Genomic DNA, 25,747 nt, shown 5'->3' on the forward strand with positions numbered 1-25,747 from the left:
ACTGATACCACCGGGGTCGACGGTGGAAGATGATCGAACGTCTTTGCTGTCCAACAATTCTCGACGGAAAATAGTTCCCATTCCAGATGAACGGCGAAAGAGCTTCCCGGCTAACGGGATTCGTCGCCCACCTGGTGCTCGTCAGCCCTCGCGGCCGTTGCGCACGCCTTCTTCGACCTTCTTTCCGAGGTCGGCATCCACCTGTCGCCAGTACTCGAACACCCGCGACAGCACCGGCTCCTCGACGCCGTCGAGGACGTGGCCGACGATGTTGTTCACCAGCCGTTCACGGGCGTCGTCGTCGAGCACCTCGCGGACCATCGTTCCGGCCTGCGCCCAATCACTGTCCTCGGGGTGGGCGATGTAACCGGCCCGCACGGCCTCGTCACCGAAGGTCCACAGGCCCTCGTCGCCGGCGGCCGCGGCGTCGGCGTGTGGGCCACCGTAGGAGTTGGGCGCATAGACCGGCACGTCGGAGCGGCTGAAGTCGTAGGCCATCGCGCCCTCCTTGGAATAGGAGTTGACCTGTGCGGCCTTGGCCGAATTGACCGGCAGCTGAGCGTAATTCGTTCCGACCCGGTAGCGGTGCGCGTCGGCATAGGAGAACACCCGGCCCAGCAGCATCTTGTCGGGCGAGAATCCAATGCCCGGCACCACATTCGAGGGTTCGAAGGTGGCCAGTTCGATCTCGGAGAAGAAGTTCTCCGGATTGCGATTCAGCGTCCACTTACCGACCTCGATGAGGGGGTAGTCCCTCTGCGACCACACCTTGGTCAGGTCGAAGGGATTGAACCGATAACCCTCCGCCTCGTCGAGCGGCATGATCTGCACCTTCAAGGTCCAGGACGGGAATTCACCCCGGTCGATGGCCTCGTAGAGGTCCTGGCGGTGGTAGTCGGGGTCACTGCCGGCGAGGGTGTTGGCCTGTTCCTGGGTGAGGAACTCGATTCCCTGATCGGTCTTGAAGTGGTACTTCACCCAGAAGCGTTCACCGTCGGCGTTGACCCACTGATAGGTGTGCGAGCCGAATCCGTCCATGTTGCGCCACGACTTCGGGATGCCGCGGTCGCCCATCAGCCAGGTCACCTGATGTGCCGACTCCGGGCGCAGGGTCCAGAAATCCCACTGCATGTTGTGGTCGCGCAGTCCCGAGCCGGGGAGCCGCTTCTGTGACCGGATGAAATCCGGGAACTTGATCGGATCCTTGATGAAGAAGATCGGGGTGTTGTTGCCGACGAGGTCGTAGTTGCCGTCCTCGGTGTAGAACTTCACCGCGAAACCGCGCGGGTCGCGCCACGTGTCGGGGCTGCCCTGTTCGCCGGCCACCGTCGAAAAGCGCACCAGCGATTCGGTTGTCGCACCGGGCTGGAAGAGCTTCGCCTTGGTGTAGCGCGAGACGTCTCCGGTGATCTCGAGGTGACCGAACGCGCCGGCCCCCTTGGCGTGCACCACCCGCTCGGGGACGCGTTCACGGTTGAACTGCGCGAGTTTCTCCAGCAGGTAGTGGTCGTGGAGCAGGATCGGGCCCTGTGTGCCGGCGGTCAGGGATTCGTTGTCGCTGGCGACCGCGATGCCGGCGTTGGTCGTGGTGCGCGGGGTGTTCTGAGACGAAGTCATGCGTGGCTCCCAATCGTGAGTACGTCAGGTCGCGGCACCGGGCTGTGGCACCGTCGCCATGTGGTCGATGTCGTGTGGTCTATCTGCGAATTGTCTTGTCGCCGTGCGTTTTCAAGTCCTGTAACTTCTTCGGACCGCTCACCCTGCGGGGTCGGACTCCGCATCGTGCGCGTCGGTGTCACGGCACGCCGGGCACCTTCCCCAGAACGTCACCTCTGCTTCGTCGATCTCGTAACCGTGATCGGCATCCGGAGTCAGGCACGGGGCCCGGCCGACGACGCAGTCGATGTCGATGATCTCGCCGCAGGACCGGCACACCAGGTGATGGTGATTGTCCCCGGCGCGGGATTCATACCGCACCGGCGAGCCCGCCGGTTCGATCCTGCGCACCATGCCGCGTTCCGAGCACGTGCGCAGAACGTCGTACACGGTTTGGGTAGACACGCCACCCAGCCGGTCCCGCACGCCGGCCGCCACGAAATCGGCTGTGGAATGCGGATGGTCATGCAGGATTTCGAGCACCGCGAGCCGCGGCGCGGTGACCCGGAGGCCTGCGGCGCGAAGCGCGTGGGTGAGCTCTGTCCGATCCGGCATGACATCACCATACGCACTTATTTGGAATGAGTCCAGTATTTGGAAGAATTCCAGTTTATTAGGTGAGCCTTGCCCCGCGCCGGTTCAGCTCGACCGCAGCATCCGCGTCGGACGCATCCGGGTCGATTCGGGCAACCAGCGGTTGACGGCGCGCCGCAGCGTCATCACCGCGGCGATGACCAGCAACGCGAACTCCAACCACCCGAGCACGACCACACCCGACCACAACTCCGGATACCGGAAGAACAGATCGAGCCCGACCGGGATGCACATCAGGTGCAGCGCCACGATCGCCAGGAAGAAGTTGCGGCAGTTGCGGCTGTGGTGACTCGCCGCGGCGACCAGAAAGGCGTATTCGCCCACCAGGAACAGGACCGCGATCACCAGTCCGGCTACCGGGAGGACATCGGCGAAGGTGGTGATCTGATCCCCGGTCGGCTGCCCCTTCGGCGTGGTCACCGCGTCGACGAGCATCCGATCACGCAGTGCGTCACGGGTGGCGCCCAGTTCGATCGTGCCGTAGACGATGCAGATCAGCCCACAGATCGCCGCCCCCCACCAGGCCACCCGGGCGTGCAGCACGAGGGCCGCGGGAGCGGGTCCGGGCGCGCCCGGACGCTTCGGGTAGAGGTTCGCGCGGTCGCGGTCGGCGGAATTGCGTTTGCGCAGTTCGGCGAGATCCTCCGCGTCGAGTTCGGCCTGCGTGGGAGTGCGGTCCGCATCGTCGGGAGTGGCGTCGGTCATGGTCGCATTGTCGCACTCACCACAACCGGATCGGCCGACGACCGGTTTCGGCGCCGGTACACCCACGACCAACGCTCAGGAGCCGACCTTGAGCATCCGCCCCACCGTCGCCTGCCAGAGCGTTCCGTCGGCGGCGATAGTCCCGGTCAGTTCGAGCGGTTCGTCGACGGGCGCGCCGCCCACCGGCAGCGTCTCCACCCGAGCGCCGGTCGCGAAATCGGTCGCGATGTAGTAGACCGGCCCGAGTTGCTGCACCGCACCCGCGTCGTACGGACCGTAACCGAGACCGTGGATGAGACCGTCGGCGCGCGAGAGTTTCGGCAACGACGCGAGGCGGTCGCCGTTCTCCCACACCCGCCGGCAGCCCTGAGCCGACACATCGATGCGCGTGGAGCCGCCGACGAAGCCCGCGTCGACCGGAACCGACGGTCCCGAGACCGCCATCGGCGGGTACTGATAGCCGTAGGTGCTGGGGATGACCAGCGAATTGCCCCACGCCATCGGCGAATTCTCGGTGCCCTGCCCCGAGGTGGCGAACGCCGGCATCCGGCAGACCAGGCGGCCGGTGTCGGACTCCCGCACGATCAGCGACGGACGCGCATCGGCGTTGTCGACGATGGCCACCCATCCGTCGCCCCTCGGACCGAAATAGGTGGGTGTGGTGCCCGACCCCCAGGTGAGCTGACCGGGTTTGCGTGCCGAGCCTCGATCGTAGGGCTGCCGCCACACGATATGCGGCGCGGCCCCGGGATGGGCCCACATCTCGTAGAGCGCGTGCGTGGTGATCACCGAGACACCACCTGGGCGAACGCTGAGCCCGTTGACGAGGTCCTCCCCGGCCGGTAGATGCGCGGCATGCACCGTCCGATCGCGGGCGAGGACACCGATGACACCGTGGGTCGTGGCGAACCAGACCCGCCCGGTGGCGTCCGGGGCCAGTCCGGTGATCGCGTCATTGGCCGGGATCTGCCGCGACACGTCGATCCGCTCGTCGACATACACCTGCCAGCCGGTCGGCGTATTCCGGTGCGCCACAAAGAGAATCGAGTTCGAACCGTCGGCGACCACCACCCGGTTCCGGCCATCGAGGTATCCGTACACCCCGCCGAGCAAGCCGCCTTTGCGCAACTCGGACCGGGCCAGCGGTTCGGCCGTCCGCGGATCGAAGAGGACCACCGAGGGCACCGCGACGCCCCCCGCACCCACGAAGCCGGTGCACAATGCGACCGGCATCCCGTCGGTACCGATGAAGGTCGCCGCGCACGCGCCGCCCGGCACCGACGACGCCAGCAGTCGCGCACCCGGTCCCGGGCCGGGATTCGGTGTGGAGTCGGTGGACGCGAGATCGCCGTGCATCAGCGACGTCCCGGCCGGGCCGAGAATCGGTGGACCCGGATCGGGCAGGGGATCCGCCGTCGCGGGAGCGACACCGATCAGCATCGTCACGACGACGCCGACCACCAGCAGCGCCGACCGCACCAGCACCGACCACCACCGTCGCACTCCCCCGCGATCACACATGCGCGACAGCACATCACATCCGCCGTGATCCGACCAGGGTTTCACGCGGCCCCGTTGACAGCGCCCGCCCTGACACTGACCGCGCCCGACTCCCCGTTGACAGCGCCCGGCTCCCCGTTCACAGCGCCCGACTCTCCGTTCACAGCGCCCGACTCCCCGTTTACAGCGCTCAATCCCCCACTGACAGTGTCGGGCTGAGCGCCGTCAACGTCGGAGCAAGCGCCGTCAACGAGCGCCGTCAACGACATGGCGAGCGCCGTCAACGCTGCTGGGTCCCAACGGCTTCCCGCTTCACGACAGACCTCACGACAAACGTCCCGGTGGGCGGGATCCGCGGAGTGATCCGCGAGCCGCCCACGGGGACGTCTGTGGTGATGAATTATCGGTGGTCAGGACGTGTGGCGACCGATGAACAGTGCGCTCCGATCAGCGGTTGAACTCGCTCATCAGGAAGCTCGTGGCCGGCAGCAACGTGGTGATCATCGGCAACGCGTGGTTGACGACGAGACCCGGGAAGATCGGCGGGATCGGGTTGGTCACCAGTTGCACGTTGGCGCCCTTGGCACGCCAGTCCTGATACAGCTGATGCACCTGGCCGTACGGGATGACGTCATCGTTGATGCCGCCTTCGAGCAGCACCGGCGCGTTCGGGGTGAGCCGGCCGATGCGCTGTTCGTCGACGACCGCCTTGACGTCGGGGTACTTATTGATAACCGCCGACAACGGCTTTCCGCTGCGCGTCCACTGACTCGTCCGCTGGAACCCGAACGCGAGTCCGGTGTCACCGATGCACTGGGTCGACAGCGTCTTCAGGGCCGCGCGGCCGTTGGCGTTCGTCTCACGGTCGACGACCGTCTTGAGCGCCGGGTATCGGGCCTCGAGGCCGTTGATCGCGTAGCCGATACCACCGACGATGAACGTCCCGTCGATCTGATCGATGACCTTCGACAGATCCGCGGGCGGAGCACCGGCGTAGGTAGCCTTCACATTCAGATCCGGGGCGTAGGTCGAGGCCAGTTCGGCCGCCGATGCCGCGGCGCCACCACCCTGGGAGTAGCCGGAGAAACCGACCGGCGAATCGGCCGGTGCGCCGGCGACCTTCAGCGCGGCCCGCGCGGCATCGAGCATGGCGTGCCCGGACTCGGCGCGGTTCACGTATGTGTGGATGCCCGGGGTGCCCATCCCGATGTAGTCGGTCATTGCGACCCGCACACCGTTAAGGAGCAGCAGGTTCATCTCGAGAGCGGAATAGTTGATCGCGATGCTGGGCTTGCTCGGGTCGATGGCGAGCGGGAAGCTCATCAGCTTCGAGCCGGCACACTGATCACCTTGGCCTACGGTGCCCGGACCGAGGACCACCGTCGGGCGCGGGCCCTTGCCCTGCCACGGGGCGGTCGGTTCGACGACGGTGCCGGTCACCGGCGCGGGCGATCCGTCTTGATAGGTCGAGGTGTACATGATGCGCTTGGCGGTCCCCGGCCACTGATTCGGGACACCCGGGATCTGCAGCAGGAGCGGCGACGCCTCGCTGCGGATGATCGAGCCGGGCGTCGAATTGAACGACGATGGCGGGGTATAGAAATCGGCCGCCTGCGCCGTCGGCGCGGCCAGGCTCAGGCCGGTGCCCACCAGCGCTCCCGCGGTCACGACGCTCGCGATCCGAGCGGTCCATGAAGTTTGCCGAGATGAGTTGAATCCCCGAATGTGTCTCATGCCGAGGTAACCTACCGCACGGTAATAAAGATGCGTGGCGGGGGTCACAAATCGTAACGGTGACGTGATGATCCACCAGCACGCGCCGCCCGCCGTCGCCTCAGATCACCACCCCGAGCGCCGACACCACGATCAGCCCGGTCACCGACAGGATCGTCTCCATCGCCGACCAGGTCTTGAACGTCTGGCCGACACTCATCCCGAAGTACTCCTTGACCAGCCAGAATCCGGCGTCGTTGACGTGCGACAGGAATACCGAGCCGGCGCCGATCGCGAGCACCACCAGCGACACCTGACCGGACGACAGGCCGTCCACGAGTCCCAACATCAACGACGACGCGGTGATCGTCGCGACCGTGGCCGAGCCGGTGGCGACGCGGATCAGCGCGGCGAGCACCCACCCGAGCAGGATCACCGAGATGTTCGCCGCCGACGCCCAGTCCGCGAGCAGGGTGCCGATACCGGTGTCGACGAGGACCTGTTTGAACCCGCCGCCCGCCGACACGATCAGCAGGATGCCGGCGATCGGCGGCAACGCCGATCCGACGCAGGTGGAAATGGTGTCGCGGTCCATCCCCGAACCCCGTCCGAAGGTGACCATGGCGACCATCACCGCGACCAGCAGGGCGATCAACGGCGTTCCGAGCACGTCGAGGACCTGCCGGATCGGATTGCCGTCGTCGGCGACGACGATCTCGGCGATCGCCTTGCCGAGCATCAAGACCACCGGCAACAGAACGGTGGCCATCGTGATACCGAATCCCGGGCGGCGCGAGGTGGGGCCGTCGGCCGGGTCGGCGTCGAAGGTGCGCGGGGCGTCGAGGGGCACCCACTTGCCCGCCAGGGTGCCGAACAACGGACCGGCGACGATGATGGTCGGGATGGCGACCGCGACGCCGAGCGCCAGGGTCAATCCCAGATCGGCGCCCAGTGCGTCGATGGCGACCAGCGGTCCCGGATGCGGCGGCACGAATCCATGCATCGCCGACAACCCGGCCAATGCGGGAATTCCGATGGGGATCAACCCGATTCCTGATCGACGGGCGACGAGGTAGATCACCGGCATCAGCAGCACGAGGCCGATCTCGAAGAACATCGGCAGACCGATGATCGCACCCACGAGGGCCATCGCCCACGGCAGCATCCGCGGACTCGCATGCCCGACGATGGTGTCGACGATCTCATCGGCACCACCGGAATCGGCGAGGAGCTTGGCGAACATCGCACCGAGCGCGATCAGGATGCCGACCCCGGCCGCGGTAGAACCGAAACCCTTCGTGAAGGATTCCAACACCGTCGGAATCGACTCGCCGGCAACCACTCCCACGGTCGCGCCACCGAGGATGAGGGCAAGGAACGGATGCAGTTTCACCCAGGTGATGGTCACGACGATGACCGCGATTCCGGCCACGGCGGCCAGCACCAATTGCCAGCCGACGGCGACCGGTTCGGGCAGGTCCGCATCGGCGGCGAGCAGCATCGGCGACATCATGAGCGATCTCCCTCGGAATCATCCTCCCCGGCAACAGCATCGGTATCGATGGCTGCCGACACCCGGTCAACGATCGCATCGACGCCCTGGTCGACGTCGACGGCGAGTCCACGCTCGTCGGACCCCAGTGGCTCCAGGGTCTCGAATTGCGATGCGAGCAGCGAGGCCGGCATGAAGTGCCCCGGCCGCGACGCCTGACGACGCCGGATGACCTCGATCGAGCCCTCCAGGTGGACGAATCGAACCTCGGGACAGTGTGCCCGCAGCCGGTCGCGGTAGATTCGCCGCAGTGCCGAACAACTCATCACCCCGCCGTCGGTGTGGTCGGCCAGCCAGACACCGATCTCGTCGAGCCACGGCCCGCGATCGTCGTCGGTGAGTGGTTCACCGGCCGACATCTTCCCGACGTTGGCCGCCGAGTGAAAGTCGTCGGCGTCGGCGAACGGCACCCGCAGACGCTGCGCAAGCGCCGCTCCCACCGTCGACTTACCCGATCCCGACACTCCCATGACCACCACCGGTGACCCCATGAGCTCTCCTCATCACTTGTGCTTCCGATCACAGAGTGTGCCTCATACGTAGTATCAATTCAAGCTGTTCTGTGTAGTAGTAGTTTTATACAGAACGAATCAACGTACTCACCCGATCATTCATCACACTCCGCAATCAATGAGAGGATGTGTGGGTGAGTCAGGAAACAGGCCCGAATGACCGGCACGAGCAGGTCCTCGGCACCATCGGCGCCCGGATCGCCGCCGGGGATCTCCCCGTCGGGGCCGTACTGACCCTGGACGGGATCTGCACCGAGCACACGGTGTCGCGGACCGTCGCACGCGAGGTGATCCGGGTACTCGAATCGATGGGGATGGTCGCCTCACGCCGCCGCGTGGGCATCACCGTGCAGCCGCGCACGCGGTGGAGCGTCTTCGATCAACGGCTCATCCGGTGGCGCCTCGACAGTGACGAACGCGAGGATTTCCTGCTCACCCTGTCCGAGCTGCGACGCGGAATCGAGCCGGCCGCAGCCGCTTTGGCGGCCGTTCGTGCCGACGAGCACCAGTGCCGCGTGCTGGCCGCCGCCGCCTCCGACATGGCGGTGCACGGCCGGACCGGCGACCTCGACGCATATCTCCAGGCGGACAAGATCTTTCACCGCGCACTGCTGGAGGCGAGTGGGAACGAGATGTTCTGTGCGCTCACCGGCGTCGTCGGTGAGGTGCTGTCCGGGCGTACCCACCACGGCATGATGCCGGCGACACCCAATCCCGTCGCCATTGCTCTCCACGACGACGTCGCGCGGGCGATCCGCCTCGCCGACCCCGACACCGCGGAAGCCCGGATGCGCGCCATTATCGACGAGGCCGCGTCAGCGGTCGCCGATCACGATCCGGCACATCGCTGATCTGGCACGAAACCGCAACGTCTCGACCCGGATTCGCCGCCGAGTCCTCATATACTGGGCCCACCAAACCAGCATCCGGATGACGTATCGATCGGTGGGCCACGTGACCGAACCATTGACCCGCGTGTCGATTCAACGCGCGTTGGACACCTCGTTCCTTCGCAACCGCGACAACATGGACGGAGCAAACGCCGACTACATTCCCGCTCTCGCCAACGCAGACCCGACCCTCTTCGGCCTCGCTGTGGTCACAGCGGCCGGTGACGTGCTCACCGCCGGGGACTACACGCATCAATTCCCGATCGAATCGGTCTCCAAAGTGTTCACCATGGCGCTGGTGATGGAACAGATCGGTGCCAAAGAGTTTCGGCACAAAATCGGCGCCGACCCCACCGGGTCACCGTTCAACTCGGTGATGGCTCTCGAACTCAACAATGACAAGCCGTTGTCTCCGCTGGTCAATGCCGGCGCCATCGCCACCACGAGCCTCGTCCGCGCGGATGACTCGGCACATCGGTGGGAACTCATCGTTGACGCCTACGCAGACCTGGCGGGCCGTCGACTACAGATGAGCGGGGAAATCTACGCTTCCGAGGAGCAACACAACGCGCACAACAAGGCGATCGCCTGGCTGCTCGCCAGCGCGGGCAACATTTACTGCGATCCGATGGAGGCGTGTGATGTCTATACACGCCAGTGCTCGATCCTGGTGTCCACCGCCGATCTGGCGACGATGGGTGCCACGCTGGCCAACCACGGGACCAACCCGGTCAGCGGGAAGCGGGTTCTCGCCGAGGCGAATGTGCCCCATCTGTTGGCCGAGATGACCATGGAGGGGCTGTACACCCGCTCGGGTGACTGGGCCTACAAGGTGGGACTGCCGGGCAAGAGTGGCGTCGGCGGTGGGCTTCTCGCGATCGCCCCGGGCGAACTCGCGATCGCCGCCTACTCCTCACGGCTTGGTCCGGCCGGGAACAGTATGCGGGGGTGGGCGGCCATCACCGATGTGGCCGTCGAACTCGGTGTCGGCCTCTACCAGGACCGGCGTCATGCCGGCACCGCGGGCTGATGCCCGCCGACGCGACACAACCGCGACCACCCCGGCGCAGAGTCGTTCCGGTGCCGGTGATCGACGGGCGTGAATGATGCGGATCAGCTGAAGCGGACGTTCATCGTCGCCAGGCCGAAGATCTTGCGGCCACCGGACTTCGCGATGAGGAGGACCACACCGCTTCGGGTTTCCGGATCCAGCGACTTGATCTTGCCGGAGAATTCGATGTCGCCGCCCTCGGCCGCGGAAACGGCGGCCACCTGCGACAGCCGCACGGCATAGCGAGTGACGGCACCGGGATCGCCCGACCACGCCGAGACAAAGCCTGCGCCGAGGCCCATGGTGAGCATCCCGTGCGCGATCACGTCGGGAAGCCCGGCCGCCTTGGCGATCGACTCGTCCCAGTGGATCGGATTGCCGTCACCGGAGACACCCGCGTAGTTGACCAGATCGCCGCGAGAAAGCCGGGCGTGCCGCAGCGGCAACTCGGCACCCACGACCAGGTCGTCGAACCGTAGCGAACCCGGCGTCCGCTCGACACCGGCACTCGAAAACCGTTGCGGGACTTCGGGCCGAACCGTCTTGTGATAGTCGGCGCCGATCGCGTCGGTGGACAGCACGGTCACGTCGTGCACCACGAGACTGCGCGCCATCGCCGTCATCGACGGGTCGACCTCGTCGCCGCCGACACCGACGACGGTGGTGTGCATGGAGTGCACGGTCTCGCCGGCGGTATCGGTGAACGTGTTGGTGATGGTGAACATGTCGCGGCCCGCGATCCGACGCACTCCGGTGAGTTCGACGTCGGTGGTCAGTTCATCGCCTTCGACGATCGGCCGATGCTGCTCGAACACCTGCTCGGTCTGCACGTAGGTCTCGTAACCGACGACGACGGTTTCCAGCAGGGAACGGTTGGCCGACATCGCGGGAATCGACGTGAACGTCAGCGGTGTCACCAGTCCCGAGTAACCCAGTGCGGCCGCGGCAGATTCGTCGCGGTGCACCGGGTGGAAGTCCTGCACCGCCCGCGCGTACTCGCGGATCTTCTCGCGGCCGACGAGATAGGTGCCGTCGACCTGGTAATAGTGACCGAGCCGATCGGCGATCGCCGGGGCATCAGGAGTGGACATTGAGGGACTACCTAACGGTGGTGAGGGAAGGCGCCGGTCGCAGCGTCAGCCGACGAGCAGCTCGGCGATCTGAATCGTGTTGAGTGCAGCACCCTTCCGGAGGTTGTCACCCGAGATGAACAGCGCCAGCCCGCGACCGTCGGGAGCTCCGGGATCCTGGCGGATGCGCCCGACCAGAGAATCGTCCTTGCCGGCTGCTGCCAGTGGCGTCGGCACGTCGACCACCTCCACACCCGGTGCGCCGGAGAGGATTTCGGTGGCGCGCTGCGGCGAGAGCGGCGCGGCGAACTCCGCGTTGATCGACAGCGAGTGACCGGTGAACACCGGTACGCGCACACACGTACCACTCACCAGCAACTCCGGCAGACCGAGGATCTTGCGGGATTCGTTGCGCAGCTTCTGATCCTCGTCGGTCTCACCGGAGCCGTCGTCGACCAGCGCACCGGCCAACGCGACCACGTCGAAAGCGATGGGCGCAACATACTTGACCGGTGCCGGGAAGCTCACCGAGGAACCGTCGTAGACCAGTTTCTCGACCTCGTCGATCACCGCACGGGACTGGGAGGCAAGCTCTTCCACACCGGCCAGTCCGCTACCGGACACCGCCTGATAGGACGACACGATCAGCCGTGTCAGGCCGGCCTCGTCGTGCAGCGGCTTGAGCACCGGCATTGCGGCCATCGTCGTGCAGTTCGGATTGGCGACAATGCCTTTCGGCGGGTTCTTCGCCAACTCGCCGTTGACCTCCGACACCACCAGCGGCACATCGGGGTCCTTGCGCCAGGCGGAACTGTTGTCGATAACGGTCACACCCGCGGCGGCAAACCGCGGCGCCTGCGCCCGCGACATGGTGGCACCCGCGGAGAACAACGCGATGTCCAATCCGGACGGGTCGGCGGTCGCGGCGTCCTCGACGACGATCTCGCCGTCACCCCACGGCAGTTTCTTGCCCGCCGACCGCGGTGAGGCGAAGAAACGCACCGAGTCGGCCGGGAACTTGCGCTCCGCCAACAGGGTTCGCATGACTCCGCCGACCTGACCGGTGGCGCCGACAACTCCGATACTCACGCTCATGATCAGCGTCCCGTTCCTGCGTAGACCACGGCTTCCTCGTCACCACCGAGTTTGAAGGCCTCGTGCAGGGCACGCACCGCGTCGTCGAGTTCGGTGTCGCGGCACAGCACCGAGATCCGGATCTCGGAGGTCGAGATGAGTTCGATGTTGATGCCGACGTTGCTCAGCGCCTCACAGAAGGTGGCGGTCACACCCGGATGGCTCTTCATTCCGGCACCGACCAGCGACACCTTGCCGATGTGATCGTCGTAGAGCAGATCGGTGAAGCCGATCTCGGACTGCAGCTTGGTCAGTTTCTCCACGCCGAGCGGACCGAGTTCCCGCGGCAGGGTGAAGGTGATGTCGGTCTTGCCGGTCTCGACCTTCGAAATGTTCTGCAGCACCATGTCGATGTTGATCTCGGCGTCGGCGACAGCACGGAACACCTTGGCGGCGTAGCCGGGTCGATCATCGAGGCCGACGACGGTGATCTTGGCCTCGCTGCGGTCGTGTGCGACACCGGTGAGAATTGCTTCTTCCACGGGAATGTCCTCCATCGATCCGGCGACCAAGGTGCCGGGTTTGGTCGAGTACGACGAGCGCACGTGAACGGGAACGTTGTATCGGCGGGCGTATTCCACACACCGCAGCATGAGCACCTTGGCGCCGCACGCGGCCATCTCGAGCATCTCCTCGAAGGAGACGGTCTCCAGCCGACGCGCGTCGGACACGATCCGCGGGTCGGCGGTGTAGACGCCGTCGACGTCGGTGTAGATCTCGCAGACATCGGCCTCCAGCGCTGCGGCCAATGCCACCGCGGTGGTGTCGGAGCCGCCGCGGCCCAGCGTGGTGATGTCCTTGGTGTCCTGCGACACTCCCTGGAACCCGGCGACGAGCACGATCTTGCCCTCGTCGAGCGCGGCCCGGACCCGGCCCGGCGTGACATCGATGATCTTGGCCGCGCCATGGCTGCTAGTGGTGATCACGCCGGCCTGTGAACCGGTGAACGACTGCGCCTGCGCACCCAGCGAGCTGATCGCCATCGCGACCAGCGCATTGGAGATCCGCTCGCCCGAGGTGAGCAACATATCCATCTCGCGCGGCGGAGGTGCCGGGTTGACCTGCTGGGCGAGGTCGAGCAGTTCGTCAGTGGTGTCACCCATCGCCGACACCACCACAACCACGTCGTTGCCCTGCTTCTTGGTCTCGACGATGCGCTCGGCGACACGGCGGATACGTTCGGCCGAGGAGACCGAGGATCCGCCATACTTCTGCACCACGAGTGCCACGTCGGCTGCCTCCCTGCATGGTTGTCGTCTGTGTTTGCCATGGCAACCTTACCGGCGGCCGATCTCGTGCATGCGGGCGCCGGTCGTCGCCGGAGACCGGCACGCCTCGCCGGTTGTCGGAGTGTGGCGGGTTCGTCACGACCCCTGGCCCGGTCTGGCCGTCACTGCCCTACCATCTTGGCGTGTCCACCACGAGCGCGCGTCGTGCGCATACCGAGCCCACGAGCCCGGACGACGACGCGTCCGCGACGTCCGGACAGGTCCCCGACTGGCGCTCCTGGATCCCGCCGATCGCCATCTACCTCGCCATCCGGGCCATCGGGATCGCCGTCCTCGCGCGGTTCGACGCCCTGCGGGGGACGTCGTTACACGACTCACTGTCGGCGTGGGACGGCAAGTGGATGCTGGCGATCGCCGAGCACGGCTACGGCGACGTACCGATCGACCTGACCGACGCCAGGGGCATCCATTCCGCGGATACCGCGTACGCGTTCTTTCCCGGCTATCCCTACGCGGTGGGCCTGATCGCGAAGATCCCGTTGATCTCGCCGTTCGCGGCCGCGGTCCTCCTCAACCTCGTGCTGGGGTGTGTCGCAGCGGTCGGCGTCGCCCGACTGGGAGCGCTCTGTGTCCGCCGGATGGCCGGACGGTCACCAATGGTCGACGGAGTCACCGGACCCGACGACACCTTGCCGGTGACGGCCGAGACCCGCGGCGAGCGCGTCGTCGATCCCGCTCGCGCCGGCCTGTATCTGGTGGCGATCTTTGCCGCGACACCGATGTCGGTGGTGCTGAACATGGCCTACACCGAGGCCCTCTTCTGCGTGCTGAGCATCTGGGCGCTGGTCGGTGTGCTGGAACGCCGTTGGCTGCTCGCCGGGATGTGCGCGTGCCTGGTCGGCACGGTCCGTCCGACGGCGGTGGTGGTGATCGGAGTGGTGATGTTGGCTGCGCTGATCGATCTGTTCCGGACTCAGCGATCCCCATTCGCCGGATGGCCTGCGGCCAGGGCATGGCTCGCCGTCGTCGTCAGTCCGTTGGGGTATCTCGGATACCTCGCTGTCGTGTGGGCGCACACCGGCTCACCGACGGGGTGGTTCACCATCCAGACACAGGGTTGGGACACCCGATTCGATTGGGGCGTGGCCGCATTCGACTTCGTCAACGACATGCTGGTGAACTCCGGCGAGATCGCCCCGGTGGCCACCTCCTGGATCATCGTCGGCACCCTGTTGCTCGTGTGCGTCGCGATCTGGGCACGGCTGCCGTGGCCGATCCTGACCTACGGCATCCTCGTCGTCGCGTCGATCGTGTTGTCGAGCGGGCTGATGATGAGCCGCCCCCGCCTTCTGCTGCCGGCGTTCGTGCTGCTGATCCCGCTGGCGATTCTGTTCGCGCGCGCCCGCCCCGCCGCGGCCATCGCCGCGCTCATCCCGATCGTCGTCGGCAGCGCCTGGTTCGGTGCGCACATGCTGACGGTGTATCCGCACGCGATGTGACGGCCGGTCGCCGGTCCGCAAAGCCTGCCGAAAGTGGGGGAAGAACGTTCGTCCCCCAGAAACCTCATCGTCGGCGAGGAATGTCTACCGGACGAATCAGCTTCTGGGGGACGAACTTGTCGGATTTACGACGTCTCCGTCAGGCGAGCGCCGAGAACGTGCCGTCGAGACCCGAGTCGCGCGGTACCGTCGTCTGACTCACCGACGGCACCTGCCACGGGCAGCGGTCGAAGCCGGTACCGATCAACGACGTCACCGGCGTCCCGCGGTTGATGACCTGCAGTTCAAAACACGACCCCGGTCCGGCGTCCTGGGTGATCCAGTCCGCCATCACCGTCGCCAAGTACGCATTGATCGACGCGTCGACCACTTCCGGTGGCAGCACCTCGTCATTGTCGATCGCGAGGTCGGATATGGCGTCGGTGAGCTCGTAGGCCTGGTCGGTGGCCAGGAGTCGGGTGGTGCCGGCGTCGAACCGGAATACCCACGCGTGATCGCCGGCCGGCGCCGCAGAGGCCGCCGGAGCCAGCGCCATTCCCATCGAACAGGCCGCCAGCGCGGCAAGCATCAGTCGCCCAACCATTTTCATGTGTTCCCCCAACCCTTATCGGAAATCATCTGTGACCGCGATGCGGCTTCTGCACTATACAGTATGACTGGTTTAGCATAGCGGCGAGATATCAGATATGCGTGTCGGCGGGTGGGCACGCTCGACGGGGAACAGCGCCCAGTCGACGGGAAAGGACGCACACTCGACGGGAATCAGCGCCCACTCGACGCCGCGAATCCTGCGCACAGGTACGCGACACCCGAGTCGAGGATGGCGCGCGGCGACAACAAGCGCCCGACGTCGGTGTGGGCGGCGACCGACGACACGATGGGCAACGACGCCAGTCGGTCGTCGTCGTCGCGCTCGGTCCAGCCGCGGAGCAGGTCGCCCAACCCGCCACCGGGGTCGGTGGCCGCCCCGTCGGCGCGCAGGATCTGCTCACTGACACCGACCAGGGCGACGCCATTGACGTAACTCCAGAACGTCAGCACCATCTCGACGGCGCGTGCGGGTTCGACGCCGAGTTGCCCGAAGCCGTCGGCCAACCACTCGAGGCCCTCGAGCGAGTCGTCACCGAACCCATACCGCGGCACCGAGTAGGCCAGCACAACCCACGGATGGCGCTGGTAGAGCTGCCAGTCGATGTCGGCGGCGATGGCGATCCGCTCGCGCCACGTCGGTGCCGGGTCCATCTCGACGGGATAGGGAAAACGTCGTCCGACCTCGGCCGCCATCGCGGCCAGCAGCGCATCCTTGTCCGCGACGTGCCGGTACAACGACATCGCGCCGACGCCGAGGTCGTCGGCGATCCGGCGCATCGAGAGCGCGTCGAGTCCGTCACGGTCGGCGATGGCGATGGCCGAATCGACGATCGCCGACGTCGTCAGCTTCTGCGTCTGTGGGGCCACCGTTTCTCCCTCCTGACCGACCGCCGGGTCAACACAAGTGACATTCACCGGGAATAACCCACTTGCGTACAGCGTACTCATATCCGTACCGTCAGCGAGCGTACGACGTACGCGTCGCTTCTACGAAAACCGTCCACACCGAGCACAGTCCACACCGGGCACCATCCCCACGAGCACCACGGAGAGTCGCATCATGTCCACCCAGTACCGCCCCGTCGATCAGCGTCACCGCGAGCCCGCGCGCGCCGATCGCCGAACCTGGCTGGGTCTGGCCGTGCTGACCCTGCCGGTGCTACTGGTGTCGATGGACTTCTCCGTCCTGTACCTGGCCATCCCGTCGATCACCGACGCCATCGAACCGACGGCCGCGCAGCAGTTGTGGATTCTCGACATCTACGGCTTCCTCATCGCCGGCCTGCTCATCACCATGGGCAACGTCGGTGACCGACTCGGACGTCGACGCATCCTGCTGGCCGGCGCCGCCGTCTTCGGTATCGCGTCAGTGATTGCCGCGTTCGCACCGAGCGCCGGCATCCTCATCGCCGCGCGTGCCCTGATGGGGATCGGCGGCGCGACGCTGATGCCGTCGAGCCTGTCGCTGATCGCCAACATGTTCCCGAACGCCCGTGACCGCGGTCGCGCCATCGGCGTGTGGACAGCCGCTTTCGCCGGCGGCTCGGCCGTCGGACCGGTGGTGGGAGGCGTTCTGCTGCATCACTTCTGGTGGGGCGTCGTCTTCCTCATCAACGCGCCGGTGCTGGCCGTGCTGTTCCTGCTCGCCCCGCGCCTGGTGCCCGAGTACCGCGCCCCGTCGACCGACCGCTTCGACATTGTCGGCGTCGCCCTGTCACTGCTGGCGATCCTGCCGATCGTCTACTCGATCAAGACGATGGCCGCCGAGGGCGTCACCCCGCTCGTCGCAATCATCGGCGTGGTGGGTGTGGCGATGTTCGCGGTGTTCATCGTGCAGCAACGCTCCGCGCGGGCACCGCTGCTCGATCTGAAGCTCTTCGCCAATGCGCAGTTCAGCTCCGCCGTTGCGGTGGCGCTGGTCGGCATGATGGCCCTCGGCGGCACCTCGTATCTGACCGGGGTCTACCTGCAGTCGGTGATGGGTCACGACGTGCTCGCCGCCGCCCTCGCCGGTCTGCCGATGGCCATCGCCGTCGCGGTGTTCTCGATCGGCGCGAGCCGGGTCGCCGCCTGGGTGGGTGTGCGTACCGCGTTCATCGGCTCGGTGGTCCTGGCCGCCGCCGGCAACCTGGGATTGCTGTGGCTGACCACCGACAGTTCGCTCTGGATCTATCTGGTGGCGACGTCGATCGCCGGTATCGGCTACGGCATCCAGTTCAGCCTGGTCTCCGACATCGTGGTCGGCTCGGTTCCGCCGGAACGTTCCGGCGCCGCGTCGGGCATCTCCGAGACGAGCTTCGAACTCGGGACCGCGCTCGGCCTGGCCCTGCTGGGGTCGCTGGCCACGTTGGTGTTCCGTGAGCACACCGACGGCCGGAACTTCGGCGACACCCTCGGCGAGACCCTGCACGACGCCGGGCAGCTGGGTCCCGACGGCACCGCATTGGCCGACGCCGCACGCAGCGCCTTCGTCGACGGAATCCACGCCGCGTCGCTGGCCGCGGTGATCACGTTGTCGGTGCTGGCAGTGGTCCTGGCTGTGGTACTGCGCACACCGGTCGCCGACGACGACGATGCCGCCGACAGGACACCGTAGGCTCGTCGGGGTGCACGCACCGATCGAGAATCGCTGGAGCGCCCGCGGCTACGACCCCGAGGCGACGCTCACCACCGCGGAGGTCACCGACGTCCTCGAAGCCGGCCGGTGGGCACCCACCTGGGGCCGTATCCAGCCGGTCCGGTTCATCGTCGGACTCCGCGGTGACGACACCTTCGCGCGTCTGACCGCAACCCTCAACCGCGGCAACAAGAGTTGGGCACCGGCCGCCGGCGCCCTGATCCTGCTGAGCACCAGCAACAATCCCGACGACGCCATGGTGCACGAGTACGGCGCCGTCGACCTCGGTTTCGCCGCCGCACAGATGAGCATCCAGGCCGTCTCGATGGGGCTCAACGCGCATCCGATGGCCGGATTCGACCCCGCCGCCGCGCGGGCGGAGTTCGACATCCCGGCCGAGTCCCGACCGATGCTGATGCTCGCCATGGCCCGACTGGCCGACGACCCGACCACCCTCGCCCCCGAAGTGGCCGAACGCGACGCCTGGCCCCGGGAGCGACTCCCCTTGCACGACATCACCTTTGCCGGACGGTGGGGCACGTCCTTCTACCCCACCGACTGACCACAGCCGGCCGCCGATCGATCCCCGATGAGTTCCCCGCCGACGACGACACATCCCCGTGTCGGACTGCTGGGTCCCATCTCGGTCATCGACGGTGACGACGAGACACCCATCACGTCCGGGCGCGCCCGGGCACTGCTGACCGCCCTCGCACTGGCCCACCCGCGGCCGATCGGCGTCGCCGCACTGGTCGCCGACGCCTGGGGAGACCGGCCGCCACAGAATCCGGCCGGGGCCGTGCAAACGCAGATGTCCCGCCTTCGGCAGATCCTCGGTGCCGGGGCGATCGTGGGCTCGGCCGCCGGATATCGACTCGACCTCGCCGTGCCGGTCTCCGATCTCGCTGTGGCCGAATCACTGTCTGACCTCGATGACGACCCGGACGGGGCCGACGCGACGCGGGTGCTGGCGCTGTGGCGCGGCGACGCCGGCGCCGACCTGCCGGCCGGTGAACTACGGGATCGCCTGCGCGCCCGGGCCGATCGCGCCCACCGTGCCGCGCTCGAACGGGATTGGCATGCCCGCCTGTCGCACGACCCGGCCGATGTCGCGGCCGAGATCGCCGACCTCCGTGGCGATCTGCCACTCGACGAGCATCTCGCGGCGCTCGGGATGCGGGCCCACCTGGCCGCGGGCGATCCGAACGCGGCGCTCCGCATCCACGCAGAGATCGGTGCCGAACTCGCCGAGCGGCTGGGCGCAGATCCCGGTCCGGAACTTGCCGCCGCCCACAGCGCCGCGCTCGCATTCGCTCCGCTGCCCCACACCCCGTCACCACCGGCCGACATGTACCTCGCCGACGCGGACACGAATGCCGAACTCGCCGAGTCGATTGCACGATCGTCGCTGGTGACGATCGTCGGTCCCGGCGGCATCGGCAAGACCCGGCTGATCACCGAGTACATCGCGTCGGCCCGTCCGGCCGAGGTCTTCGTCGACCTGTCGGCGGCCCGCCATCCCGACGACGTCGCGGCCGCCGTCGCCATCGCGCTGGGACGCGGCTCCCTGCCCGAACAGGACACCGCGACGGCCACACCGTCGGTCACCACGGGCGCCGTCCTCGCCCAGCTGAGTCCCGTCGGTGCGCTTGTGGTGCTCGACACGTGTGAACACCTGGTGGCCTTCGTCGCCGACCTCGTCGACCACATCCGTTCCCACCGTGACGATCTCACCGTCGTGGCCACAAGCACGACGCCGCTGGGGGTGCCCGACGAGCGCATCGTGACCGTCGGCCCGCTCGACACCGACCGGGGCGTCGAACTCGTCACCCGGCGGGCCCGCGAGTTGCGGTCGGACGTCCACCTCGATCGCGGCCTGCTGATCGAGTTGTGCCGACGCCTCGACGGTTCGCCATTGGCACTGGAACTTGCCGCGGCACAACTGCGTTACCTGTCGCTGGCCGATGTGGTCGGGCGACTCGACGCACGTTTCGGGCTGCTCGCCGTCGTCGGCGGGGGTCGTCACCAGCGCATCGCCGACGTCGTCGCCGCCAGTTGGGACCTGGTGAGCCTGCCCGCACAACGCACCCTGGCGGTCCTGGCCCTATTCCCCGCGGAGGTGCGTATCGATGACGCACTGGGTTTCGAGGCGGTGACGCTGTCCGCGCTCGCCGAACTCTGTGATCACCACATGGCGAGCGTCGTCGAGTTCGACGACGGCCGCACGCGGTACCGGATCACCGAGACGGTACGAGAGTTCGTGCGGGAACGCACTCGGCTGGACCCGCCGGTCGATCGGGCCCTGCATCACGAATTTGTCTCCTGGGCAGCCGATGTCGTGACATCGACGACGGATGATCTGATCGCCGGCCGGGTCGGTGACGCTGCCGGGCGCCTCGACGAGAGCACCGACGCGGTGTTGGCCGCCCTCCACGATCCCGCCACCGCCGCCATCCCGGGTGCCGTCACCCGATTGCTCCCCATCACCCTGTGGCGTCTGGTGCGCACCGGTGGCTATCCCGACGCCGAACGGCTCGCCGTGATCGCTCTCGATCACCCCGGAAGTCCCGACGATGTACTCGGATTATTGTGCGCCACCGCCTATCTCATGGTTCGTGGACGATTCCGAGAGGCCATGCGGGCACGGACACGGCTGCGCGCCGCGGTCCGCCGGGCACCGGCGACCGCCGGGCCCATCGCACTGGCCGTCGGCATCGTCACCGGATCGCCGCACGCGACCGCGCGCAACCTCGCGGACGCGACCCGCTCGCCCGACGCCGTCGTCGCCGCACTCGCCGAGATCGTCCGATCCGATATCGCCGAATTCTATGCAGCGGTGCACTTCTCCCGACGCTGCGCGCTGGCGGCGCTGGTGTGCGCCGAGCGGTCGGGGCACCCGTGGCTGATCGCCGCCGCCCGCCAGCGACTCGGCCGCGGGCATGCCCTGACCGGGGACCGACCGGGTGCGGCCGCCCTGTATGCCCGCAGCGCAGACGACTTCGCCACGATCGGGTTCTCGGACGAGTCCACGGGTATCCGCATCCATCAGGCCCTGGCCCTGTCACCCTCGGATCCGGCCGCGGCCGCCGAGATCCACGAGGCGTGCCTGCTCGCCGCCGGTGATTCGCGGCGCCCGCACATCGCCACCGCCCACATGGCCCTGTCGGTGCTGCGTCTCCCGGAGAACCCGCAGGCGGCGCGGCGCTCCGCGGACACCGCGATCGCCATCATCGGAGCGCCGCACGACGGACACTCGGCCTACCTGCACGGGGTGCGTGCGGTGATCCTGGCCCGGTCCGGCGCCAACGTGGCCGCACGACTCGCGGCCGACGCACTCGGCGTCGCGTTGCGGTTTCTGGTGGCCGCGCCGACCGTCAATCTGCCGGCGCTGGCCGGGGCGGCCGCGGCGATCTGTCTGGTCGAGAATCGCGCCGCCGACGATCCCCTCGCCGCCGCCGCGCGGGGCGCCCACTACCGGCGCGACTTCGCGGTGATCGACCTCGGCGAGGGACCTCGGTCACACCGACGGAGTCTGATTCGGCTGGTCGGATAGGTTTCGAGACGTCGTCGGCGCGCGTGTGAAAGGGAGATGAAAGGGAGGCCGGGCACTGTGGTCGGCATGCTTCCCGACATCGCGATAAACGCGGAGCACCTGCGCAAGACATTCGGTGACGTCGTCGCCGTCGACGACGTCTCGCTCACCGTGCCCACCGGCTCGGTCCTGGGTGTCCTCGGACCCAACGGGGCCGGCAAGACCACCACGGTCCGTATGCTGGCGACCCTGATCCGGCCGGACTCGGGCCACGCCACCATCTTCGGACGCGACCTGGCCGGCGATCCCACGGCCGTGCGGTCGCTGATCTCCCTCACCGGGCAGTACGCATCGGTCGACGAGGATCTCACCGCCCTGGAGAATCTCGAGTTGTTCGGTCGGCTCCTGGGTTTCAGTGGTCGCAAGGCCCGCGCCAGGGGCAGCGAGTTGATCGAGCAGTTCGGGCTCGCTGCCGCGGCGAACCGTCCGGTCAGCGGATTCTCCGGCGGCATGCGTCGCCGCGTCGACCTGGCCGCCTCGATGATCCGCACACCGGCCCTGCTGTTCCTCGACGAACCGACCACCGGACTCGACCCCACCACCCGCACCCAGGTGTGGTCGGTGGTACGCGATCTCGTCGATCAGGGCACCACGGTGCTGCTGACGACCCAGTACCTCGAAGAGGCCGACCAACTCTCCGATTCCCTGGTCGTCATCGACTCGGGCCGCGTGGTCGCCTCCGGTGACGCCGACTCCCTCAAGGACCGCGTCGGCACCCGTTCCCTGGAGGTCGCGGTGGAACCGGCCCGGCTCGACGACGCCGCACGGGTTCTGCGCGACGTACTCGACGCGACGGTGACCGCGACCCCGGAGAACGGGCGACTGGTGGCACCGATCGCCGACCCGTCGCTCTCGGCGCGGGCGGTGGTCGCACTCGAGGACGCGGGTATCACGGTCGCCGAGATCTCGGTCCGCCGACCGAGTCTCGACGACGTCTTCTTCTCCATCACCGCTGCCCCGGCGGCGCCGCCGGCATCCGATACGGACTCCGCCACCGAAAGCGAGGCCGCGGCATGACCACTGTCGCCGAAACCCCGTCACCCGGAATCGACTTCGGTCCGGTCATCGAACGCATCGGACCCGGCAAGGTCGTCGCCGACACGTTGACGATGACCCGCCGTGGATTGCTGCGGCTCAAGCACACCCCCCAGCAACTCTTCGACGTCATCGTCATCCCGATCGTCTTCACCGTGATGTTCGCCAACATCTTCGGGGGCGCCATCGCCGGCAGCGTGGATGCGTATCTGCCGCAACTGGTTCCGGGCGTGCTGGTGTCGGTGGCGATCACCAGTTCGGTGGTCACCGGTGTGCAACTCCGGGAGGATATGGACCGCGGGGTGTTCGACCGATTCATCTCCCTGCCGATCGCCCGGATCTCTCCGCTGGCCGGATCGCTGATCGCCGACGTGGTGCGCTACTTCATCGCCTCGGTGATGTCGATCGGCGTCGGAATGGTGATGGGGTATCGACCCAACAGCGTGCTGGGCACCGTCGCCGGGGTGATCCTGACCATGTTCGCAGCCTTCGCGATCAGCTGGATCTTCGCCCTCATGGGCGTATTGATGTCCAAAGCATCTGCGGTGCAGGGTGTCTCGATTCTGGTGCTGATGCCATTGACGTTCACCTCCAACATCTTCGTCCCGGTGACGACGATGCCCACCTGGATGCAGAACCTGACCGACGTCAACCCGATCTCGCATCTGGTGTCGTCATTGCGGTCGTTGATCAATGACGGGGCGGTGACCGGCCACGTCGCGTGGACCCTGCTCGGGACGCTGATCATCATCGCCGTTTTCGCGCCGATCACGGTGCGCGCGTATCTGCGTAAGGCCTGACGACGCCCGTTCCTCCCCACCCGCACGACAAGGACGAAAACTGTTGGTGACCAACGCCGCACACCCCACATCGATGTCTGCGGCACCCGGCCGCCCGGAACGGCTCACCCCCGACGACGACCTCTTCGTCCGGATGGAACACGCGATGGGGCTACCGGTGATCAATCAGGCCGTCTGGCGCCTGCCGACCCGCCTCGACCCTGCCCGCTTCACCGAACTCGGCGCGGCACTGACCCACGGACGTATGAGCAGACTCGTTGTCCGGTGCGCATTTCCGTTGCGAGACCGATGGGTTCACACGCCGGATGCGGGACGTCACGCCTTCGCCGACGAGCAGATCGACGCCGCCGACGGTGCCGGGTGGGCGCTGGCGCAGGCCAACCTCGGGATCGACAGTGTCACCGGGCCGTCGTGGCGCATGAGTGCGATCACCACGCGGGACACCGACGAGACGTTCGTGTCCTGGGTGTCGTCGCATGTCATCGGCGACGGGGGCGCGGTGATCACCGGCATCGGTGAGGTCCTCGACGGCATCGGATATGACGCCACGGATGCCGACCCCGGCATGCTGGACACGGTGCGCGAGGGTGCCGATGCGCTGCGCACCAGTGCCGTCGCCGCCTATCGACTGGCGCGACACCGCACTCGCCCCGCACCACTTCCACGTCCGACCGCGCCCGATCCTGCCGTGTCGGCCGAGGACTGGGGCGGAGTCAGTCCGACCGTCATCGTCACCATCCCCGAGGGCACCTTCGACGCCGTCGCCCAACGCGCCGGCGGTACCGCCAACACCCTGTTCACCGCCATCGTCATCGGCATCCTCGAAGCCTCCGGAGCGGTCGCCGACGGTGACGAGATTCCGGTGAATCTGCCCGTCTCAACCCGCATCCCGGGCGATCGACGGGCGAACGCGAGTACCGGCGTCACCGCCCGCGTACGGGTGAGCCCCGCCCTGCGCGCCGATCTGACTCCGCTGCGCACGGCCAGCAAGACCGCGTTCGCCTCGGCAACAGGTGCACCGAGTTCACTTGCGCTGCTGGGCCGCCTGGCGCAGCCACTCGGCGACTCCATCGTCCGGAGACTGGCCGCCGACTCTCGTGCACCGCTGTGTCTCGCATCCAACCTGGGCACCCTCGACGCCGGATTCGCCGGCCTCGGAACCGGACTGCCCGGTTCGGTGGCGATGCGCTCGATGACCGTCGGCGCCTCACGCGACGTGTTGCGCCGGATGGCCGGCGGCATCAGTGGCTGGTCATCACGCAGCGCCGGACACATCACCCTGTGCATCACCGCGCTCGATCCCGACCGCGTCGCCAACACCGCAACGCTCACATCCCTGGTCGCCGAGGAACTCTCACGGTGGGATCTCCGTGGATCGTTTTGGGGCACGGGGCCGAAAGAGTAGGAACCTCAGCGGCAACCCCCGGCCGACCGAGTGCCGACGAGCTTGCGGGTAGGTGTATCCGCCGCGCCGAGCTCGTCCAGGTCGAGGCCACCTCCGCAACCCGACAGCGAAACCAGCCTGCTACCAACCAAACACAGCTCGGCCGATACCGACATCGTTCATCCCCAACCGATTCCGCGCCGAAGAAACTTGTCGGTGGTCGTCGCTACACTTGAGTCAGTTCAGTTGGAGCGACCGATCAAGGGGGTGAACATCATGGCCGACACCACAATTCGCACGACTACCGCGCCGGAGTTGTCGATGACCGCCGCCGACGCCGCCATGATCGATCACCTCCCCGCCGAGCAGGCCACCGCTCTGGCCCGATCGTTGCAACGCCAGGAACGACAACTGATCGCCCGGAAGGTGCTCTCCGCAGCCCGGATCGGGTACGCCGTGTACGACGAGATGCTGCTGTCGGGTCACGTGACCAACGTGCACACCACCGGTGGCGTCGACAAAGCCGCGACCGGCAAGGTCTCGACCGCGTTGGGTGTGTCGGTGCCGCACGCCACCGCGTGGATGACGCTGAGTTTCCTGCTGTCGACACTCCCGACGGTAAC

At 67.1% G+C, this 25,747-nt stretch carries 22 protein-coding genes; 10 read left to right on the forward strand and 12 right to left on the reverse strand.

The genetic code is table 11. The features are described from left to right. Positions 1–141: 141 nt before the first annotated feature. The 7 genes from ACWETB_RS16590 to ACWETB_RS16620 form a co-directional block, all read right to left on the reverse strand. A complete protein-coding gene (locus ACWETB_RS16590) occupies positions 142–1,617 on the reverse strand; it encodes a catalase (protein ID WP_452212328.1) in 1,476 nt (491 codons plus the stop codon). A 138-nt stretch (positions 1,618–1,755) separates the two neighbouring features. Next, positions 1,756–2,211, reverse strand: coding sequence for a Fur family transcriptional regulator (locus ACWETB_RS16595; RefSeq protein WP_449742352.1), 456 nt, complete (start codon positions 2,209–2,211; stop codon positions 1,756–1,758). Between the two features lie 84 nt (positions 2,212–2,295). After that, the gene (locus ACWETB_RS16600; protein ID WP_449742353.1) at positions 2,296–2,955 is read right to left on the reverse strand and encodes a hypothetical protein; all 660 of its coding nucleotides are present in this window, start codon (positions 2,953–2,955) and stop codon (positions 2,296–2,298) included. A gap of 75 nt (positions 2,956–3,030) precedes the next feature. Further along, positions 3,031–4,395: a hypothetical protein gene (locus ACWETB_RS16605; protein WP_452212358.1), complete on the reverse strand. Its 1,365-nt coding sequence runs from the start codon at positions 4,393–4,395 to the stop codon at positions 3,031–3,033. A 507-nt stretch (positions 4,396–4,902) separates the two neighbouring features. Next, a complete protein-coding gene (locus ACWETB_RS16610; RefSeq protein WP_452212330.1) occupies positions 4,903–6,189 on the reverse strand; it encodes a lipase family protein in 1,287 nt (428 codons plus the stop codon). Positions 6,190–6,289: 100 nt separating this feature from the next. Continuing rightward, a complete protein-coding gene (locus ACWETB_RS16615) occupies positions 6,290–7,678 on the reverse strand; it encodes a GntP family permease (RefSeq protein WP_449742455.1) in 1,389 nt (462 codons plus the stop codon). Beyond that, entirely contained in the window at positions 7,678–8,211 is a 534-nt protein-coding gene (locus ACWETB_RS16620; RefSeq protein ID WP_449742355.1) for a gluconokinase, read from the reverse strand. The genes ACWETB_RS16615 and ACWETB_RS16620 overlap by 1 nt, the downstream gene beginning before the upstream one ends. A gap of 155 nt (positions 8,212–8,366) precedes the next feature. On the opposite strand from ACWETB_RS16620, the gene ACWETB_RS16625 reads away from it, so the two are divergent. Both ACWETB_RS16625 and glsA read left to right on the forward strand, forming a co-directional pair. Next, entirely contained in the window at positions 8,367–9,083 is a 717-nt protein-coding gene (locus ACWETB_RS16625) for a FadR/GntR family transcriptional regulator (RefSeq protein ID WP_449742356.1), read from the forward strand. Between the two features lie 103 nt (positions 9,084–9,186). Next, complete coding sequence (gene glsA, locus ACWETB_RS16630) at positions 9,187–10,152, forward strand: glutaminase A (RefSeq protein ID WP_452212333.1); 966 nt, start codon at positions 9,187–9,189, stop codon at positions 10,150–10,152. A gap of 83 nt (positions 10,153–10,235) precedes the next feature. Here the strand turns inward: glsA and ACWETB_RS16635 are convergent, their stop codons facing one another. From ACWETB_RS16635 to ACWETB_RS16645, 3 genes are read right to left on the reverse strand one after another with little or no spacing between them, the layout of a single operon-like run. Beyond that, positions 10,236–11,264, reverse strand: a complete 1,029-nt coding sequence (locus tag ACWETB_RS16635) for a fused (3R)-hydroxyacyl-ACP dehydratase subunits HadA/HadB (RefSeq protein ID WP_449742358.1) — start codon at positions 11,262–11,264, stop codon at positions 10,236–10,238. Between the two features lie 45 nt (positions 11,265–11,309). Then, positions 11,310–12,338 (reverse strand): aspartate-semialdehyde dehydrogenase, encoded by a 1,029-nt coding sequence (locus tag ACWETB_RS16640; protein ID WP_449742359.1) that lies wholly within the window; start codon positions 12,336–12,338, stop codon positions 11,310–11,312. A gap of 2 nt (positions 12,339–12,340) precedes the next feature. Further along, positions 12,341–13,606, reverse strand: coding sequence for an aspartate kinase (locus tag ACWETB_RS16645; RefSeq protein ID WP_449742360.1), 1,266 nt, complete (start codon positions 13,604–13,606; stop codon positions 12,341–12,343). Between the two features lie 182 nt (positions 13,607–13,788). Between ACWETB_RS16645 and ACWETB_RS16650 the strand changes: the two genes are divergently transcribed. Continuing rightward, entirely contained in the window at positions 13,789–15,105 is a 1,317-nt protein-coding gene (locus tag ACWETB_RS16650) for a hypothetical protein (RefSeq protein ID WP_452212336.1), read from the forward strand. Between the two features lie 139 nt (positions 15,106–15,244). Here ACWETB_RS16650 and ACWETB_RS16655 read toward each other — a convergent pair whose 3' ends face one another. Then, positions 15,245–15,694 (reverse strand): hypothetical protein, encoded by a 450-nt coding sequence (locus ACWETB_RS16655; RefSeq protein WP_452212338.1) that lies wholly within the window; start codon positions 15,692–15,694, stop codon positions 15,245–15,247. Between the two features lie 173 nt (positions 15,695–15,867). Then, on the reverse strand, positions 15,868–16,563 hold the full coding sequence (locus tag ACWETB_RS16660; protein ID WP_449742363.1) for a TetR/AcrR family transcriptional regulator: 696 nt from the start codon (positions 16,561–16,563) through the stop codon (positions 15,868–15,870). A 193-nt stretch (positions 16,564–16,756) separates the two neighbouring features. On the opposite strand from ACWETB_RS16660, the gene ACWETB_RS16665 reads away from it, so the two are divergent. From ACWETB_RS16665 to ACWETB_RS16695, 7 genes are all read left to right on the forward strand, one after another. Next, a complete protein-coding gene (locus ACWETB_RS16665) occupies positions 16,757–18,292 on the forward strand; it encodes an MFS transporter (RefSeq protein ID WP_449742364.1) in 1,536 nt (511 codons plus the stop codon). Positions 18,293–18,302: 10 nt separating this feature from the next. Continuing rightward, on the forward strand, positions 18,303–18,875 hold the full coding sequence (locus tag ACWETB_RS16670; RefSeq protein ID WP_452212340.1) for a nitroreductase family protein: 573 nt from the start codon (positions 18,303–18,305) through the stop codon (positions 18,873–18,875). Positions 18,876–18,902: 27 nt separating this feature from the next. Further along, the gene (locus ACWETB_RS16675; RefSeq protein WP_452212342.1) at positions 18,903–21,866 is read left to right on the forward strand and encodes an ATP-binding protein; all 2,964 of its coding nucleotides are present in this window, start codon (positions 18,903–18,905) and stop codon (positions 21,864–21,866) included. A gap of 66 nt (positions 21,867–21,932) precedes the next feature. After that, positions 21,933–22,922, forward strand: coding sequence for an ATP-binding cassette domain-containing protein (locus ACWETB_RS16680; RefSeq protein ID WP_452212344.1), 990 nt, complete (start codon positions 21,933–21,935; stop codon positions 22,920–22,922). Continuing rightward, positions 22,919–23,740: an ABC transporter permease gene (locus ACWETB_RS16685; protein ID WP_452212346.1), complete on the forward strand. Its 822-nt coding sequence runs from the start codon at positions 22,919–22,921 to the stop codon at positions 23,738–23,740. The genes ACWETB_RS16680 and ACWETB_RS16685 overlap by 4 nt, the downstream gene beginning before the upstream one ends. Positions 23,741–23,813: 73 nt before the next feature. Beyond that, positions 23,814–25,145 (forward strand): hypothetical protein, encoded by a 1,332-nt coding sequence (locus ACWETB_RS16690; protein ID WP_452212348.1) that lies wholly within the window; start codon positions 23,814–23,816, stop codon positions 25,143–25,145. A gap of 255 nt (positions 25,146–25,400) precedes the next feature. Next, a partial coding sequence (locus ACWETB_RS16695; RefSeq protein WP_452212350.1) for a hypothetical protein occupies positions 25,401–25,747 on the forward strand: 347 nt, incomplete at its 3' end.

The organism is Gordonia sp. NPDC003950 (genome assembly GCF_053605205.1).